Annotated in this window: 16 protein-coding genes and 1 pseudogene; 10 read left to right on the top strand and 7 right to left on the bottom strand. The window is 54.0% G+C overall.

Annotated elements, in window-relative coordinates; genetic code table 11:
* Positions 1-795 (top strand): pyridoxal kinase, encoded by a 795-nt coding sequence (locus tag CGL_RS04575; RefSeq protein WP_011013969.1) that lies wholly within the window; start codon positions 1-3, stop codon positions 793-795.
* Here the strand turns inward: CGL_RS04575 and CGL_RS04580 are convergent.
* On the bottom strand, positions 792-1274 hold the full coding sequence (locus CGL_RS04580; RefSeq protein WP_011013970.1) for a peroxiredoxin family protein: 483 nt from the start codon (positions 1272-1274) through the stop codon (positions 792-794). The two genes, CGL_RS04575 and CGL_RS04580, sit on opposite strands and share 4 nt — an antisense overlap.
* An 88-nt stretch (positions 1275-1362) precedes the next feature.
* On the opposite strand from CGL_RS04580, the gene CGL_RS04585 reads away from it, so the two are divergent.
* From CGL_RS04585 to ppk2, 3 genes are all read left to right on the top strand, one after another.
* A complete protein-coding gene (locus CGL_RS04585) occupies positions 1363-1686 on the top strand; it encodes a putative quinol monooxygenase (RefSeq protein ID WP_020948541.1) in 324 nt (107 codons plus the stop codon).
* Between the two features lie 65 nt (positions 1687-1751).
* On the top strand, positions 1752-2075 hold the full coding sequence (locus tag CGL_RS04590) for an antibiotic biosynthesis monooxygenase family protein (protein WP_011013971.1): 324 nt from the start codon (positions 1752-1754) through the stop codon (positions 2073-2075).
* A gap of 122 nt (positions 2076-2197) precedes the next feature.
* Entirely contained in the window at positions 2198-3160 is a 963-nt protein-coding gene (ppk2, locus tag CGL_RS04595; RefSeq protein WP_011013972.1) for a polyphosphate kinase 2, read from the top strand.
* Between the two features lie 414 nt (positions 3161-3574).
* Here the strand turns inward: ppk2 and CGL_RS04600 are convergent, their stop codons facing one another.
* Complete coding sequence (locus CGL_RS04600; RefSeq protein WP_003858506.1) at positions 3575-4369, bottom strand: Cof-type HAD-IIB family hydrolase; 795 nt, start codon at positions 4367-4369, stop codon at positions 3575-3577.
* A 103-nt stretch (positions 4370-4472) separates the two neighbouring features.
* On the opposite strand from CGL_RS04600, the gene CGL_RS04605 reads away from it, so the two are divergent.
* Positions 4473-5492: an enoyl-CoA hydratase/isomerase family protein gene (locus tag CGL_RS04605; RefSeq protein ID WP_011013973.1), complete on the top strand. Its 1020-nt coding sequence runs from the start codon at positions 4473-4475 to the stop codon at positions 5490-5492.
* Positions 5493-5576: 84 nt separating this feature from the next.
* On the top strand, positions 5577-6299 hold the full coding sequence (locus tag CGL_RS04610; RefSeq protein ID WP_003858512.1) for a hypothetical protein: 723 nt from the start codon (positions 5577-5579) through the stop codon (positions 6297-6299).
* On the opposite strand, the gene CGL_RS04615 is transcribed toward CGL_RS04610, so the two are convergent.
* On the bottom strand, positions 6296-7492 hold the full coding sequence (locus CGL_RS04615) for a DUF6882 domain-containing protein (RefSeq protein WP_011013974.1): 1197 nt from the start codon (positions 7490-7492) through the stop codon (positions 6296-6298). The genes CGL_RS04610 and CGL_RS04615 overlap by 4 nt on opposite strands.
* Positions 7493-7619: 127 nt before the next feature.
* Between CGL_RS04615 and CGL_RS04620 the strand changes: the two genes are divergently transcribed.
* Positions 7620-9071: an alpha/beta hydrolase gene (locus tag CGL_RS04620; RefSeq protein ID WP_011013975.1), complete on the top strand. Its 1452-nt coding sequence runs from the start codon at positions 7620-7622 to the stop codon at positions 9069-9071.
* 59 nt (positions 9072-9130) lie between these two features.
* Here CGL_RS04620 and CGL_RS04625 read toward each other — a convergent pair whose 3' ends face one another.
* Together CGL_RS04625 and CGL_RS04630 are read right to left on the bottom strand one after the other, a co-directional pair.
* A complete protein-coding gene (locus tag CGL_RS04625) occupies positions 9131-9712 on the bottom strand; it encodes a TetR/AcrR family transcriptional regulator (protein ID WP_011013976.1) in 582 nt (193 codons plus the stop codon).
* A complete protein-coding gene (locus tag CGL_RS04630; RefSeq protein ID WP_011013977.1) occupies positions 9699-12074 on the bottom strand; it encodes an MMPL family transporter in 2376 nt (791 codons plus the stop codon). Before CGL_RS04630 ends, CGL_RS04625 begins: the two co-directional genes overlap by 14 nt.
* A gap of 246 nt (positions 12075-12320) precedes the next feature.
* Between CGL_RS04630 and rraA the strand changes: the two genes are divergently transcribed.
* Positions 12321-12827, top strand: a complete 507-nt coding sequence (rraA, locus tag CGL_RS04635) for a ribonuclease E activity regulator RraA (RefSeq protein WP_011013978.1) — start codon at positions 12321-12323, stop codon at positions 12825-12827.
* Between the two features lie 164 nt (positions 12828-12991).
* Entirely contained in the window at positions 12992-13624 is a 633-nt protein-coding gene (locus CGL_RS04640) for a hypothetical protein (RefSeq protein ID WP_011013979.1), read from the top strand.
* Here the strand turns inward: CGL_RS04640 and CGL_RS04645 are convergent.
* Positions 13625-14059, bottom strand: a pseudogene (locus CGL_RS04645) (DUF2199 domain-containing protein); the annotation flags it as partial.
* Between the two features lie 374 nt (positions 14060-14433).
* Here CGL_RS04645 and CGL_RS04650 point away from each other — a divergent pair.
* Positions 14434-15987 (top strand): HNH endonuclease signature motif containing protein, encoded by a 1554-nt coding sequence (locus CGL_RS04650; protein ID WP_011013981.1) that lies wholly within the window; start codon positions 14434-14436, stop codon positions 15985-15987.
* A 207-nt stretch (positions 15988-16194) separates the two neighbouring features.
* Here the strand turns inward: CGL_RS04650 and CGL_RS04655 are convergent, their stop codons facing one another.
* The gene (locus CGL_RS04655; RefSeq protein ID WP_011013982.1) at positions 16195-17844 is read right to left on the bottom strand and encodes a peptide chain release factor 3; all 1650 of its coding nucleotides are present in this window, start codon (positions 17842-17844) and stop codon (positions 16195-16197) included.
* Between the last annotated feature and the right edge of the window lie 109 nt (positions 17845-17953).

Below are 17953 nucleotides of genomic sequence, written 5' to 3' on the forward strand. Positions count from 1 at the left end.
ATGCCGTCGGCAGGCGAGGAGATTTTAGAGCAGCGCGCACAGCTGGAGTTTGATCAGCGCCGCGCCGATGTGGTGATGATCGGCAGCCAGGTGGTTTATGGTTCCGTGGGGCTCAGTGCTGCCATTCCGGTGATGCACAACGAAGGCCTCCGCGTGGTCGCTGTCCCCACCGTGGTGTTAAGTTCCATGCCGCGTTATGCAAGTTCTCACCGCCAGCCGATGTCGGACCAATGGCTCGCCGACGCGCTGCAAGACCTGGTGGATCTGGGGATTATCGATGAGGTTTCCACCATTTCCACCGGCTATTTTACCTCCGCTTCTCAGGTGCGTGTGGTCGCTGCGTGGCTGCAGAAAATCCGCGAAACCCATCCGCATGTGCGCATCGTGGTGGATCCCATCATGGGGGACAGTGACGTGGGAATTTATGTCGCCGACGAGATCGCAACCGCCATCTGCCAGGACTTATGCCCTCTGGCTACCGGAATCATTCCCAATGCTTTCGAGCTCTCCCACATGGTTGGCTCCGGCGATCCGCGCTCGCTGCTCGGCCCGTTTGGCGAGTGGATCATCATCACCAGCGCCACTGAAACTGTGGGCACCACCGTCACCCGCATCGTCACCCGTGACAGCGTCCAGGAAATCGCCTCCGCCACCGTCGATACCACGGCCAAAGGGGCAGGCGACGTCTACGCCGCAGCATTAATCGCCGCCCTGCATAAAGATTTTTCGCTTATCGACGCCGCCAGCCACGCATCCAACACCGTCTGCGCCGGCCTGCAGACCAAAGCGCTTTAGGTTTCGTCCGTCTCTGACAGCAAACTGCCGAGCAGCAATCCCAGCACGAAATCATCAACCTGCCCGAACTGCACCTGACGAATCCGTCCTTTTCGATCAGCCAAAATGATGCTGGGCGTTCCTTCCAAACGATACTTTTTCATCGTCGAAGGAATCCGCTGGCCTTCCCTCGGCATATCCACTGCCACGGGGAACTTGATCCCAAACTCATCGATGAACACTTTCAAAGCCTCAGGTGTCATCACATCATGGTGCTCAAACACGCTGTGCAGCCCGATGACTTGCACTTGGGATTCATCAATCATGCGGTGGATTTTTTGAGCCTGAGGGACACCGTGATTCACGCATCCAGGGCATAGCATCTGAAACACCTCCACCACCACAACCTTGCCGCGCAGGTCCTCATTGCTCAAGCCTTCGTGGTTTACCCATTCCTGAACATCCAATTCCAGCAGCGGGGCATTGTCGAGCGAACTCATGGTTTAACTCCCTTCATGAAATGTGTGCGGGGTCACTGGTTCCCAGCCTAGTCTGAACTGGCTAAACAAGATCGGTACAGTGGTGGTCGTGATTTTGATTAATGTGAAATTCAAGCCATTGCCAGAATATGTAGACACCTTCCGCGAGCAGGTAGCGGAGTTTACAGAAAAGACCCGTGCGGAAGAAGGAAACATCTTCTTCGATTGGTCAATTAACACCGACAACCCAAACGAGTTCATCCTCATCGAAGCATTCCAGGACGACGCTGCCGAAGCTCACGTCAACAGCGACCACTTCAAGGCGGCCTGTGAGCTGTTCCCAACCATCCTGTCTGAGACCCCAGAGATCATCAACACCCTTATCGAGGGCAAGACTGAGTGGGACCGCATGGCAGAGTTCGCAGTCAACTAAAATATGACCTTTGCTGGTTGGCTAATTTTGGGTCAAAGTTTTGTGAAACGAAGTAAGCTTAAGTTATGCATATCGTCAACATTCGCTTCAAGCCCAAGGCTAAGTACGTGGATACATTCCGCTACACAGTCGACAAATTCACTGAGTCAACCAGGACAGAGGAAGGCTGTCTCTACTTTGATTGGTTCCGCAACACCGATTACCCAGGCGAGTACCTTGTAATTGGTGTGTGGACGGATGAAGGTGCGACGGAACATAAGAAGAGCGAGCACTTCTTGCGAGCTCAAGAAACACTTCCACCGTTGCTGCAACAAACTCCAATGATTATTCAGAGTGAGTTTTCCAAGAAGAAGGGTTGGGAACGTTTCAGCGATTTCACCGTCTACTAAGGAGCCCGCAAAAGCTTTGTTGCTAGCGGAAAGGCTTTAGCGACAAGGCTTTTTGCATGTTTTAATGCAGGGAATATTAACTTTTTGTTAATCTCTGACCATTGACCTTGTACGCTTAAAACATGCGAAAGAAAAAAGACGGTCAAAATCTCCCAGACTTCCGGAAAAATCCGCCAAAGCTGGATAAAAAGGCTTATGAAAAAGAACTAAAAAGACTTCAAGCCGAACTCGTCGATTTGCAACAATGGGTTGTGGAAACCGGTGCGCGCGTGGTCATCGTCATGGAAGGCCGCGACGCCGCTGGTAAAGGTTCTGCGATCAAGCGCATTACGCAGTACCTCAACCCCCGGTCCGCAAGGATCGAAGCGCTGCCCACCCCAAACTCTCGGGAAAAAGGGCAGTGGTATTTCCAGCGCTACATCGAAAAATTGCCGACTGCTGGTGAGATCGTTATCTTTGACCGCTCCTGGTACAACCGTGCAGGAGTCGAGCGCGTCATGGGATTTTGCACCTCCCAGGAGTACCGCCGATTCCTTCACCAGGCACCAATCTTTGAACGCCTGTTGGTGGAAGATGGCATTCACCTGCGTAAATACTGGTTCTCTGTATCTGATGAAGAGCAGATTGAGCGTTTCGAAGACCGCCTGAGCGATCCGCTGCGCCGGTGGAAGTTGTCGCCAATGGATTTACAATCGATCACCCGCTGGGAAGATTACTCACGCGCAAAAGATGAGATGTTCATCCACACGGACATCCCGTCAGCACCGTGGTACACGGTGGAATCTGAGGACAAGAAGCGTTCCCGCATCAACGTCATTTCGCATCTGCTCTCGACGATTCCTTATGAGAAGATCGATCGTCCATTGCCGGAAATCCCTCATCGCCCAGATTCTGAATCTGATTATGTACGTCCCCCTCGCGATGAGTTCCGTTATGTTCCAGATGTGGCAGCACACTTGGAAGAAGAGCGCATCAAGAAAGAAGAAAAAGCCAAGAAGGCAAAGAAGCCAGCTAAGGCTGCAGGAAAGAACTCGGATAAGCAGAAGTCTTCCGGAGGAAAAGGCAAGAAGAAGTCCAAGAAATAGAACGCCTTTTAAGGGGTTGAAAAGCCCCAAATAGGACTCAGTGTGGGTGGGGCTCGTTCAGGCGCTTAAAAGTGATTCTGGAAGGGCTCCATTTTGAGGCTGGTGGGGCACAAGTGATTCTTGAACAGTTGCTACAGGATTACTGATCAACTTCTCGTCACGAATCGCTGGCGAGTCCTAAAATCGAACGAATATTTGCATAATAGGGATCTATTAGAGCGAATTTTCGATCGAAATTGGACATTTGCTGCGGTCCGGGGGCGGATTTTGCGGTTCGCCAGGCCTTAAGCCTCAAAAGCTACTTTCTGAAAGTCTCCTGCAAGGCTCCAGGGCAAGGACTCACCACACCGCCTAAGAATCGACGGATCTGTGGTGGATCCTAACCATTTCGCCTGAACCTGCTGCCTGCAATCGTTAACCGTTAAGCAACTTCTCCAGCACCACAATAACGCCCTCTTCAATGTTGGATGGTGCAATTTCGTCGGCCAATTCCAAAATGTCCGGGTGGGCATTGGACATGGCGTAAGACTTGCCGGCGGCCTTGATCAATTCAGTGTCGTTGAGGTAGTCGCCAAACACGAGAGTTTGGGATTCTTCCAATCCGAGGGCATCGCGGAGAGCAGCCAAAGCTTGGCCCTTGTTGGCTGAAGGATCCATGACATCGACCCAGTGCTGGCCGGAGACAACAACGTTGGCGTTGGGGGAGGCTGCGCGGATGATGGGGGCACAGTCCTTTTCGGCATCTTGGAATGTAAAGATCGCTACCTTGATTACTTCATTGTTGACTGCTTCGTGGAGGTCTTGGACTTCCTCGATGGAGACGTAGTATTTCAGGCCTTCGGCGCGGAAAGCTTCGTCGTTGCGTTCGACGTAGGCGCGTTCTGGTCGGCAGACCACTACTCCCATATCGATGTCGGATGCGCGCACGGCATCGATGATGGAGTGTACGGTGTCGGAGTCGATGGTGGTCAGGGAGATAATTTCGCCGTCGTGGACTACCACGGTGCCGTTTTCTGCGATGTAAGAAATGGGTTCACCCGCGTGCCCGAATTGTTTTTGCAAGGTGGCTAATTGACGGCCGCTGGCTGGTGCGAAGGCGATTCCTTTGGCACGCATTTGTTCCAGGATGTCCCAAAATTTCTCTGGGACTTCGTGGTGGGTGTTTAAAAGTGTGCCGTCCATGTCTGTCGCGACGAGGCGAAAGTCCATTTGTTTGGATTCCTTTCCGATTATGTCTTGATCGCCCATTCTGTCACATCCGGGTTGTCTAAACACCCGCGAAGATTTCCTGTGATGTGCCACACTGGTTCTCATGTCTAACGTAGTGAACACTTTTGTCCAGAATTCCACCGGTATGGTGGAGCTTAATCGTCCCAAAGCGCTCAATTCTCTTAATCAGGAAATGATCGATCTCGTTCAGGAAGCTCTAACCACTTGGGCTGATGATGATCAGGTGCAGCAGGTTCTCATTTACTCATCCTCGGAGCGTGCATTTTGTGCCGGCGGTGATGTGCGCGCGGTCCGTGAGAGCGTGTTGGAGGGCGATGTTGCGGCCGGCGATAAGTATTTCATCGATGAGTTCGCGATGAACAACACGTTGGGAACCTATCCGAAGCCGGTCATTTCTGTGATCAACGGCGTCGCGATGGGTGGCGGAATGGGAATTTCCATGCATGGATCGCACCGGATCGTCACGGAAAAAGCGTTCGCGTCGATGCCTGAGATGGCGATCGGCTATGTTCCCGATGTGGGCTTTACTTATTTCGGTCAGCGTGCATCGTCGCTGGCCATCGCCACATTTTTGGCGGTGACCGGGTGGCGCATGAGCCCTGCCGATATGCTGTGGGCTGGCGTCGCAACGCATTTTGTTGAGGATGCGCAGGGGTTCATTGATGCGGTCTTGAACGAGTCGCTTGATGGCGCGCTGGAGAAATTCTCCACGCAACCTACGGGCAGCAGCGAGCTGGCCGGCGTCGCCAGCCAGATTGAGGAGACCTTTGGGCACAGCTCTTGGGCGCTTATCGACGCCTCCCTCCGGTCTCACCCCGATGCTGAATTTGTTGCCAAGGTGGATGGGCTGATGGCGTCGGCAGCACCGGCATCGGTGGTGGCTACCGTGAAGCTGATGCATCAAAACAGTGAGGCGACCACTCTGCGTGAAGGCTTGGACAATGAATTGGCGATGTCTCTTTATATGATCCGCCAGCCTGATTTTGCTGAAGGTGTGCGTGCAGTGTTGGTTGATAAAGACCGCAATGCAGCCTTCTCCCCAGCCAACTACGAAGATGTTGATGAGTCACATTTTGTGACCTTGTTCCAGCGCAGTTCATAAAACCGCCAAACTTTTGATAGCGTAGCAATGGCCCTTTCGGTGGATGGGGCCATGTTTGCACAATGCTTGAAGAAGGGTAGGGCAGTGAAGCCGCTGGGCAAGATCGCCGTTCCTTGGACTTGGTACCTGGGAATTGTTGGGGTCATCATATTTGATGTGGTGGCAGCAATAACGATGCTCACCCTCGTGCCCAACAAAATGCCCGAAAGAGTCAACAGTGGGCTTGTCGCGCTGGGTGGATCGTATGCACCCCCGATGAGCCGGGAAACACTCATTGCCAGAGTCATTGCCGGTGCAGTGCTGGTTCTGGTGATTTCTTTAGGTATTTCGCTGCTGATTTCCGCGCAGTCCAAGAACCTCGCGTCCGATCACCCGGATGCATCTGCCATTCAGATTGCTCGGCGTTGGGCGTTTTTGAACAATATTCAAAGCTGTATCGGCTGGTTTAGTTTCTTCCTCGCAGCGATTTTGAGCATCTCATCGCTAAGACTCAACGGCCCAGGTGCCACCACGCATCTTGAGATGGCCGTTTACATCATCGCTGTGTCGGTGTTGGCTTGGGCGTTGATGATTTCCTTGCGACGCGGCCAGGTGGCGATTGATCGTGCCATTCCAATTCGGGAAGATGATTCCGAACTGAAATGGGGCATGATCTACCACGATGCTTCAGACAAACGAGTTTTCGTGGAACTCGATGATGGCCACACGACCGTCATCAACATGGCGCGCGGGGGAGCGTGGCTGCTCATCGCAGTGATGGTGCTGCCTGCGCTGGCCATCGTCGGTTGGGTTTTGCTAGAAAACTAGCCCACCTTTGTTAAATGCTCGCCGTCAAAAGTCACGCCGACTTGTTGGCCCTCAACGGTGAGTGCGTAGCCATCAAAAGGAAGCTGTCGGTGAGCTGCATAGGACGCCACCGCGCGGCGGGCATCAATATCGCCTGGTAGCTGGTGATACAGCGTGGCCTCAACAGCTGCATGTGATGCTGGCGGAAGCTGCAGCCGAGGATGATCCAGCAGCAGGACAATTCCGGTGCCATCAGGTTGCTGCACGATGGTGTGCGTCCAAGTGTTGAGCACCTGTTTAGCCACATCAATCAGGTTGAATGCGGTGGCTTCCTCAGCAAGGATCTCTGCATTGGTGAGCAGTAGTAGGCCGTTATCGAAACCAAAGCGGGCAAGGCCTTCAGTTGCTTGACCATTGAGTTCTTTTAAAGACCATGTCCATACCCAACGCGTGCCGTCGATAACAGCAAGGGGGATGGCGTGAACTTGGTGTTCGTTTGCCACGGTCGCCACGTTGGTGTGTGGGTCAAAGGTGACGTTGTGAGACGAGGAGATGGCGTCGAAAAGCAATTGATGCTCAGCGGACATGAACGCCGCATCCGCGCGTACGTCGCGCAAGCTCAGCCCGCCTGCGATTTCGATGACTTTGCCGCCACGAAGCAACAGCGAGGTGCCATCGCTGAAGGAGATGCGGTTGTCATCGAATCGGATGCCCAGTTCGCAGAATGCAGCAAATGAAGTCAATGCCCGTTTGAGGTCAGTTCCAGGCTTCAGCGCCTGCAGGCCTTCGATGAGCGTGCGACGGATACCAACCAGTTTTGGCGTGTGATTGATCGCAACCAACGCCCTGCGACCATCGCGCAACGGGGCGATGAACGCCGGCGCATTGCTATACAGCGTGCGTGCGGCGGTGATCAGATCATCGTCGAGCGGCTGAATGCCCTGCAATTCAGGCAGTCCCAAATCCTCACCGCGCGTGCTGACCCACTCAAATTCCTGATTATTAATCCACGCAATGACTTCACCGGTGGTATCAAAAGGACTCCCCGACGCCTTATTGATCCTCACTTCAGCCGCGGTTTTATCGTCAGAAAGGTTGAATTCGACTCCAGTAACTCGCCCCAATTGGGCAGCAAATGCCTGATCAATGCAGGTTTGGCCGAGGGCACCATCAGTGATGACATCGATAAGGGATGTGGGCAGCGGAATTTCCATACCTTTAAGGATATGCACCGGGGGAAACTATGGGGATTTTGGGGGAGGTTGTTACAAAACCATACGTCTGTGAAGATATGACGAGTGCATGCCCAAAATAATGCATAGGAAAAAGGAAGAGTTAACAATGCGTAAAGGAATTTCCCGCGTCCTCTCGGTAGCGGTTGCTAGTTCTATTGGATTCGGTTCGGTGTTGTCTGGAACCGGCATCGCAGCAGCTCAAGACTCTGCATTTGACTACGGTATGGATCCGAGCATGAACTACAACCCGATCGACGACATCAAGGATCGTCCCCAAGGGTTATCCAACCTTCCCTACTTCGGAAGCAAACTAACCAGCTGGGGCTCATCAGATGCCACCGCCTCATCCGGCATCGTCACCTCCGCACTCCCGCAATACACCGACCCACGCTACCCCCTCGGCAAAGACGACCTGCCCAAAGCAACCATCGACATGGAGCCAGAAGCTCTTGCGCGCCTTGAGCGATTCGTCGGCGTTGACGGTGATCGCATCCGCCAAATCAACGCGTACTCGCCATCAATGGGACGCACCATTCCTCTAGTCTGGGTCGTGCCAGAAGACAACACCGTGCCTGGCCCAACGGTCTACGCACTCGGCGGCGGCGACGGTGGCCAAGGCGGCCAAAACTGGGTCACCCGCACCGACCTTGATGAGTTGACCAGTGAAAACAACATCAACCTCATCATGCCCATGCTCGGATCTTTTAGTTTCTACGCTGACTGGGCAGGCGAAAGCGAATCCATGGGTGGTGCGCAACAGTGGGAAACATTCCTCATGCACGAACTACCCGAGCCGCTAGAAGCGGCCATCGGCGCAGACGGGCAACGCAGCATCGTCGGCATGTCCATGTCCGGGGGATCGGTGCTGAACTTTGCGACGCATGACCCCAACTTTTATTCCTCTGTCGGCTCATTTTCTGGATGTGCCGAAACCAACTCCTGGATGGGGCGCCGTGGCATCGCAGCCACTGCCTACAACGGCAATGTCGTGCCTGAGCAAATCTTTGGTGAAGTAGACAGTGATTACTCTCGCTATAACGATCCTTTGCTCAACGCTGCGAAGCTCGAAGAACAAGACAACCTCTACATCTTCGCCGGTTCCGGTGTGTTCTCTGAACTAGATGTCATCGGTGACAACGCACCGATTGATGAGGATGCGTTCAAAAACCGCGTCTTGGTTGGGTTTGAAATCGAAGCTATGTCCAACACCTGCACCCATAACCTCAAGGCTGCGACCGATCAAATGGGCATCGACAACATCAACTACGATTTCCGACCAACCGGAACCCACGCCTGGGATTACTGGAACGAAGCGCTCCACCGCTTCTTCCCGTTGATGATGCAGGGCTTCGGCCTCGACGGTGGTCCCATCCCGATCTATAACCCTAACGGTGTGACCTCCAGCGAGTCTTCCTCAGAACTGTCTTCTGATGTGAGCCTTGGCACCGTGATCGGTAGTGTGGCGGGAAGCTCCGGATCAAGTGCAGGCAGCAGCGTCCGAGAGTTCATTGCAGGAAGTTCCGGATCAAGCCAATCAGCAGGAAGCTTCTACGAATAAAAAATTGTGGTGTGTGAATCTTGGGGGGAGGTTTGGGGGAGGTTCACACGCCACAATTTTTATTTCTTAATCCAGGCGCATGCCCGACGGATCAATGCGACTCCATCTTCTATGTCCCGGGGCTCGGAAGCTTGGTAAAACGTATGCAGCGAGGTTGCAATTGCCGCTGCATGCAAATGGATCAGAGTTGCCGCATCGAACTTGTCAAGGTCTTTGTCACGTTCAACCATGAACTCAAGCAACGGAGCAATGAGTCGCTCCTTATCGATAACACACTTGATGGGGTCAAGATTTTCAAGGATCTCACCGATTCGAAACATTGCGCTGAAAGAATCCATAGCGTCATCGCCATCCCGCAATTGGTTTATCACCAATTGTTCAATGGCATCTCGTGGGGGCACGCTTGTAGGAAACTCGTATAGCTGATCCGTGAGTTCCTGAACGCGAATGACCACAAATTGCACCAATGCGTCTTCCCGAGAAGGGAAGTAGTTATGAAAAGTCCTGGGGGAGACCCCGGCTGCAGCTGCAATGGCCGCAACCGTGAACGCCTCAGGGCCTTCCATCAAGGCGATCTCCGCAGCAGCACGTGACAATGCTGTCCGCGTAGCAGCCTTTTTTGTTTCTCTAAGCCCCGACACCTACATTTTCCTTCAGTTCCTCGGTGCGAGCCTCATGTAGTTCACTAAGACCCTCACCTTCAACATCAACGTTGGGAAGAATCTTATCCAACCACTTAGGTAGCCACCAAGCCTTGTCATCAAGCAGGAACATTGTTGCAGGGATAATCATCATGCGAACAACGAAGGCATCGAAGAACACAGCAACGGCCAGAGCAAAGCCCATGGTCTTAATAAACGCCATGTCCTGCGCTATGAATGCCGCGAACACAGACACCATGATCAGCGCCGCAGCAGTGACCACGCGGGCACCGTGCTTGAAACCATTCGACGTTGCGTTGCCCGCAGTCTTGCCCTTGGTGAAGCCCTCACGCATACGAGTAACGAGGAAGATCTGGTAATCCATGGCCAGACCAAATACCAGGCCGATGAGCATGATCGGCAAGAAGGACAGCAGTGGCTGAGGATCGTCGATGATGCCGAAAGCACCTTCTTGGAAGATCGCCACGGTAGCACCAAAGGTAGCCAGAACTGACAAGCCAAAGCCCAGAGCCGCGATCAATGGGACCCAAATGGACCGGAACACGAGCAACAGCACGAGGAACGCTAGAACCAAAACGATCAGAACGTAAGGAACCAGGACGTCGCCGAGGCGAGCAGAGATGTCATCGTAAATTGGGGTGACGCCAGTAATGCCATACGTCGCGCCGGTGTCATCAGCGAAGGTCTCAGCATCTGCACGAAGAGTTGCGAGAGTCTCAGAGGTGCGCTCATCGATCGCATCAAATTCTGGGGTAATCAGGATCTGCGCGGTATCGAAATTCTCCGTGGTCTGAGTGATCTGAGCATTCTTCACACCATCAGTGTTCAAGAATTGCTCCACCGCCTGTCCAAACACCAATGGGCGTTCTTCCTCAGGGACGTCGGTTGCGTCGATAAGCGCAATCATGGGCGCGTTGCGGCCCGGGCCGAACGCATCTGCCGTCATGTCATACGCCGTGCGCGGCGCGGTGCCCAGCGTGGAGGTGCCATCAGTCGGCATGGCCAGGCGCATATTGGTCGCAGGAATTGCGATTGCACCAAGCAAAACGACGCCAACCAGCAGGTAAGCCACCGGCATCTTGCGCACAAGGCGGACCCACTTCAGACCCATCGTTGGCTTCTCGTCCTCAGGATCCGGAACCTTAGGTCCAGGCACGCGTGCTGCGAAGATGCGAGTGCCAAGCAGGCCAAGCAGAGCTGGGAGGAAGGACAGAGCAACCAGAACTGCGATGGCAACGGTGATTGCGGCAGCAATGGCCATCACGGTTAGAAATGGAATATTAATGATCGACAGAGCAACCAGAGCGATCAGCACCGTGGTACCCGCGAATACAACCGCAGAACCCGCAGTGCCCACAGCCATTCCCATCGCATGCGCACGAGCAGCCAACGGCATGGTGCGCAGACGCTCAGCCAATTCCTTTGGCTCCAGATCATTAGCGCCAGTCTGAGAAATCAACTCATTGCGGAAACGGGACACGATAAATAGCGCGTAGTCGATACCGACAGCCAGACCAATCATCGACGCCAGGGTAGGAGTCATGTCATTGACCGAATCAGTAAACGCCGTGGCTAACTGAATGCCCATGATGCCGATTCCGACACCAATGATTGCAGAGATCAGCGGCATACCGGCAGCGATGAACGAACCGAAGGTCACGATAAGAACGACCGCAGCCACCAGCAGGCCGATGAGCTCAGAGGTCATGTCCAAGCTGGTTGCAGCTGCGCCAAACACGTTGCCGTTGTAGACAACAGTCAGATCGCCGTCATCGTATTCATCAAGAATATTGGTGACCTTCTCACGATCCTCTGCGGATATATCCATGGCAGAATCTGCATCAAAAGTCATCGAGATGATGCCGGTAGTCTCATCTGCACTCAGTGGACTAATCGACTCAATATCTGCGGCGATCTTCTCCGCAGGTACACCCTGAGCCTCCAGGGCTGGGGTCATCTGAGCAGCCACACCCTGCGCAGCCAACACAGGATCCACAACGGAATCAGCATCCTTCAGCACACCAGTCGCCCGAACCTCATCAAGCATCTGGTTTACTTCAGCCCCAACCTCAGGATCAGTGAGGGTCTTGCCTTCCGGTGCCTGAATGACGACAGAACCAGTGGGAGCCGATGTTGCATCATCCGAACCAGGGAAACGCTCCTGCATCTTCTCCATGGTCGTGACAGAATCAAGACCAGGGATAGAGAAGCTACTCGACGTTGGCTTGGCATACAGCCCCGCCAGCGTCGTGATACCTATGAGAATCACGAGCCAGACCGCAAGAAACGGCCATTTCTTTTGATAGGCCGTGGAGCCTAACTTATACAGGAATTTCGCCACGATTATCCTTTAATCTAGGAGTTGACTGTTCTTCTGGGCTTTCCAATTATTCGGACGGAGTCCCTTTAGGAATTTTTCAGCCTGAATGCAATTTTGCACAACGAGCGCAAGTTTAGCTTTGGGTGTGGTGTTGATTAAAGTTCGAAGACTAATTTGTGGGCAATCTGGTTTTTTCGTAATTGTGTGGGATGAATCTCTTAAAAATTCACATTTAGCAGGACAAGCATACTGTTTTAGTTCTATGCTGTGGGCATGACTCAAAGTGCTCCAGAATTCATTGCCACCGCAGACCTCGTAGACATCATCGGCGACAACGCGCAATCATGCGACACTCAGTTTCAAAACCTTGGAGGTGCCACAGAATTCCACGGAATAATAACCACCGTGAAATGCTTCCAAGACAACGCCCTCCTGAAATCCATCCTGAGCGAGGATAATCCTGGGGGAGTGCTGGTTATCGATGGCGACGCATCCGTGCACACCGCGCTAGTTGGCGACATCATTGCAGGACTTGGAAAAGATCATGGTTGGTCCGGAGTAATTGTCAACGGAGCAATTCGAGACTCCGCAGTCATCGGCACCATGACCTTTGGTTGTAAAGCCCTTGGAACCAACCCGCGGAAATCCACTAAAACTGGTTCCGGCGAACGAGACGTAGTGGTATCGATTGGTGGCATTGACTTCATTCCTGGTCATTACGTCTACGCGGACTCTGACGGAATTATCGTCACCGAGGCGCCAATTAAGCAGTAATTTGTTTTGACGACGCAGTAACGCAATCGGGGATTGTGGTCGATTCTTTAAGCAAGGGTAATGTCGAAACATCTAGGCAACCCGACTTTTATGTCCCTGCTTGAGTTGAAAACTGCTGTCGATCAAAGGTGCCCCAATTGTTTCATGCCGTGAGTTTTGCATTAATGGACTCCGTAAATGTCCTGCTCATTGGCATAATCGTCGCGATTGCTGCTTTGCTGCCTCGCAAGGGTAAATATGGGCCAATCGCCACGCTACTGGTTGCCGGCGATTGGCTTGGCGTTTTCCTCCTCAGTATTTTGGTGATGCTCGTTTTTGATGGACTAGAGGATTTAGTTCAGGGCTTTTTGGATTCAATCTGGTTCGGAGTCATCCTTCTTGTAACTGGCATCGTTTCCTTCGTTGCGACACTGGTTTCTAAAACCGACAGCACTAGAAAGCTTGATGGATTCCTAGCGCCAGTAAAAACTCCTAGTTGGAAAACTGTTGGAGCCGGATTGATCCTTGGAATCGTTCAGTCAGCGACATCTGTACCTTTTTATGCAGGGCTTGGATATTTGAGCGTTGGCAATTTCAGTCCAGAAATTAGGTATGGCGGACTTGTGGTCTATGCGACCTTGGCTCTGAGTCTGCCGATTATCGTGGCAATTCTCGTTGGAATGGTTCGCAAATACCCTGAAAGTCCTGTTGGTAGGTTGTTTGAACTGATTGGTCAAAATAAAGAGAGAGTCACCAAATGGTCGGGCTATCTCGTGTCACTGGTTCTGTGCATAATGGGCATTACTTCGATCCTGTAACTAGCGCATGTACTCATGAGTCACTAGTAGCCAACTATTGATTCGAAGGTCAGCTTCCCTCGAGGAAATTCCTTTGTGGAAGTCTTGATACATGCTCGAGGATTCTTCGAGTGGCTGGAAATGCGGGTAATAGTCTTCATGCTTCACAGTTAAAAGAACTGGCGTCCCATAAGAGTCTTCGAGGCCTGGGAATTTGCTTGCCAAGAATCCTGGGATGCGAACCTTTTTCATCACATTGCGATAATTCAGATATGTCATGAGGTCAGAGTGTTCCACCTCAACCCAACCTCCATAATCGAGCTTCTTCTTACCTCCATCGATGGGGATTTCGATGTTTGATTTGATGAAATGACGCTTCGGTTTCGGGTTCAAAATTTGGCACACCGATGATCCTGTAGAAACTCGATGTCCGCGCGATTGAGCCTCTATAACGGGGTCGGGGAGCTTGAGGTTAAGTGCAGGTGCTCCGAAGTGTGCAACGCCGCAGTGTTCGCACTAGAAATGGCCAGGTTTCATGATTTCTCCTTAAATTTAGAGTGTGAGACACCCATAGGCTAGGAGAGAATGGGGGAGAGTGGCGCTTTGAGGTGCCTGCCGTTGTGGATAACCATTTTGAGGTACGCGTTACCTGTGGATAACTCTCTTTGACCTGGAAGATTGGAGAGATTTAGGGAAGGATTGGGCGTAACTCTAGTGTGATCAGCTTTTGAATAAGTGTTTGAATATCACCCTTGCGTTCGAAAGTGTGAGCGGGTAAGGTGGGTGATAACAACGCGGGGAATAGATCAACGGGAAAGGGGGAAGACACCATGAGCATCACCACACACGTCCAAGCACTCACCACAGCACTCAACGCCATCGACAACCATTTGGCCAGCATGCTTGACCATGGTGTCACCCCAGACCAATACAAGGCCATCGAGCCCGACCTCATCGCCCTAGAACACACCATCAACCACCACGCCACCATCGCCGCCCAAACCACCGCCCTCGCCGAACGCACCAATGCTGCGCAGTCGATTGGCTCCACCCACCTCATCGACTACCTCACCACCACCTTCGGCCTATCTAAAGCACGCGCCCACCACCGCATCAATCTCGCCCACTCCCTCTACCCCATACCGAAGCCAAACTCTGGATCTGGCAACGGCGGTAATGGTGGCAATCCCGACGGTGGTCCTGATGGTGGCGACTCGGGTGATGACGACTCCGGCGATGATGACCCCGACCCCGAACCGGACAAGCCTGAAGACGGCAAACCTGATAGTGATAAGCCCCGTAGGCCACGGATCAGCGCGGAAAAACACGCCATCATCACCGACGAACTCGCCCGCCTCAACCCGAATACCACACCCAGCGCCGAGGAACTGCGCAACCAAGCCCTGAGTCAGGCGATCTGGCGCACCCCAGAAGACCTCCGCACGTGGCTACGCCACCAGGTCACCACCGCGAACAAAAACAACCCCAACCCCATCACCGCCATGAAAAGGCGCTACCTCTCAGTAGGTAAACCCGATGCCGACAACATGGTCCGCATCAGCGGCCTCGTGCCCGCAGCCACCGCAGCACTGATCACCGCGAACACCGCACCGTTAACCAAACGCGGCAACCTCGTGGATCTACCAGCAGCAGAAGATATGCGCACCCGAGGGCAACGCCATGCGGACGCGTTGCATCACATCATGGAGATCTACAACCACGGTATTGTCACCCCAGCTCGTGGTGGAACAGCCAGCATCATCATCTCCATGACCACCGATGATCTTGACGAGATCAACCACGCCAACAGCAGTGGTGAAAGTCTGCTTAACAACCTGTACCCCACCAATACGGGTTACTCATTGAACTTGGCGGAGATCATGAACCTCATCGCTGCGAAATACGACTTCGCTGTGCTCCTCGATGGTGAGACGGGGCAGCCGTTGAACGTCAATCGGATGCAGCGCTCAGCGAACCTGACTCAACGCATCGCGTTGTTTGCTTCTGAGTTGGTGTGCTCGGCACCCAATTGTGATCGGCCGCAGTTAGAGTGCGAGGTTCATCATTTAGATCCCTGGATGAGAGGTGGGCTGACCAACCTGGTCAATCTCACGCATCAGTGCTTTAATCACCACCCACGCAACGATGATTCCAGGAGTGGGGTCAATGGTAAAGGGTTTATGGACCGCGATCCTGCTACTGGAAGAGTGGGGCACTACCCAGTGGGTGGTGAGGGGCCGGTGTTTAACCGGTCGGCTGCTGCTGATCGTTCCGGTGGTGCGTGGGCGAGGCGTAAGCATCATGGCCCGCCACCCACACCGCCGGACCCGCCGGATCCGCCTGGTCCTGAGCCGGATCCTGGTGATGAGGGCAGATTGTTCTAGCTCTTGTTATTGCTGAGTTGTTGTCATGTTGCTGTGCCTGTTGTCAGTCGCCCCAGTGTGTCTAATACCGGGCACACCCATGCCTTGCATCAACATACCGACAAGCCAGCACACCCCGAACTGGCCAGCCGGGCCCGGGCCACCTGGAACCTGACGTCGACAAGCAAAAATCCCAAGCAGCCCAAGCCACCAAAGCCGCCCAGTTAATTACTCAGCTACCAGCGACTCCAGCACGAAATCAGGGTGCTCCTTCTCGATGAAGGATAGGCGCCACTTGTCGCTGAACAGTGCAATCAGTTCGCCGTCGGTGCGGGTGAAGATTTCCACGCCGCGCTGCTTCGCCAGTTCCGGTGCGGTTTCGGCGGTGGTGCGGCGGGCGACGGAGTATGGAATCGGATCGGCGACGGTTTCGACGTTGTATTCGACTTCCATGCGGGCTTGCATCACTTCGAACTGCATTGGGCCGACAGCGGCCATGACTGGGTTGGCGTCGCCACGCAGGTCGTTCTTGAGGATCTGGACGACACCTTCGGAGTCCAGCTGCTCGAGGGCTTTGCGGAACTGTTTGTATTTGCCGAGTGATTTGGCGCGCAGGATGCGGAAGTGTTCTGGCGCGAATTTTGGCATTGGTGGGTATTGGATTTTTCGGCCTTCGAAGATGGTGTCGCCTGGTGCGAGGGCGCCGGCGTTGACGAGGCCGACGATGTCGCCGGGGAAGGCGGTTTCGACGGTAGAGCGGGTGCGGCCGAAGACGGTGAGGGCGTATTTGGTGGAGAAGCTGCGGCCGGATTGGGAGTGGGTGACTTGCATGCCGCGGTCGAATTCGCCGGAGACGACGCGCATGAAGGCGAGGGTATCGCGGTGGTTTTTGTCCATGCCGGCTTGGACTTTGAAGACGACGCCGGAGAAGTCGTCGGTGGTGTCGCGGTGGTCGTCCATTGCGGAGGTGGCGGCTTCGAGGGCTTTGGGGTCTGCGTCGCGGCCGGCGGGGGATGGTGCGAGTTGGCAGAGGGTGTCCAGGATTTGGTGGACGCCGAAGTTGAGCATCGCGGAGGCGAAGATCAGTGGGGAGGTGGTGCAGTTGAGGAAGAGTTCCTGGTCGTGGACGGCGCCGTCGGCTGCGAGGAGTTCTGCTTCTTCGGTGGCGTTTTCCCAGACGTCGCCTTCGCGTTCGATGGCTTCTTCTGGGGTGTAGAAGTCTTCGGGGGCAATGGTGGAGCCGCCGGCGGTGCGGGTGAAGTGGATGTATTCTTCGACTTCGCCGTCGTTGTTGATGCGGGCTAGGCCGCGGAAGTCGCCGGCTTCACCGACTGGCCAGAACAGTGGGGTCGGTTGGAGTTCGATTTCTTTGACGATTTCGTCGACGAGCTCGAGTGGGGTGCGGCCGACGCGGTCCCATTTGTTGATCACGGTGATGATTGGCAGGCCGCGGGCTTTGCAGACGCGGAAGAGCTGGAGGGTTTGGGGTTCGAGGCCTTTGGCGGCGTCGATAAGCATGACTGCTGCGTCGACGGCCATGAGGACGCGGTAGGTGTCTTCGGAGAAGTCGGCGTGGCCTGGGGTGTCCACGAGGTTGATCATGAAGGGCTCGCCTGCGTGGCCTTCTGGTGCGTACTCGAATTGGAGTGCGGAGGAGGCGATGGAGATGCCGCGGTCTTTTTCCATTTCCATCCAGTCGGAAACGGTGGCTTTGCGGCCTGCTTTGCCGTGGGTGGCGCCGGCTTCGGAGATGATGTGTGCATGCAGCGCCAATGCCTCGGTGAGGGTGGATTTACCGGCGTCGGGGTGTGCGATTACGGCGAATGTTCTGCGGCGATGTGCCTCGGCGGCGGTGGTGTCGGGATTGGCGTTGCTCATGGGTATTAAGAATAGCGGGTTGTGGGCGCTGGGCCATAGTCGCCCCAGCTCAGCGAAGTTGTACGCCGGCGTTGCCTGCTTGTCGACGTTTTTTGCCACTTCCCTTAAT

The sequence above is a fragment of the Corynebacterium glutamicum ATCC 13032 genome (genome assembly GCF_000011325.1).
GTDB classification, from domain to species: Bacteria; Actinomycetota; Actinomycetes; order Mycobacteriales; family Mycobacteriaceae; genus Corynebacterium; species Corynebacterium glutamicum.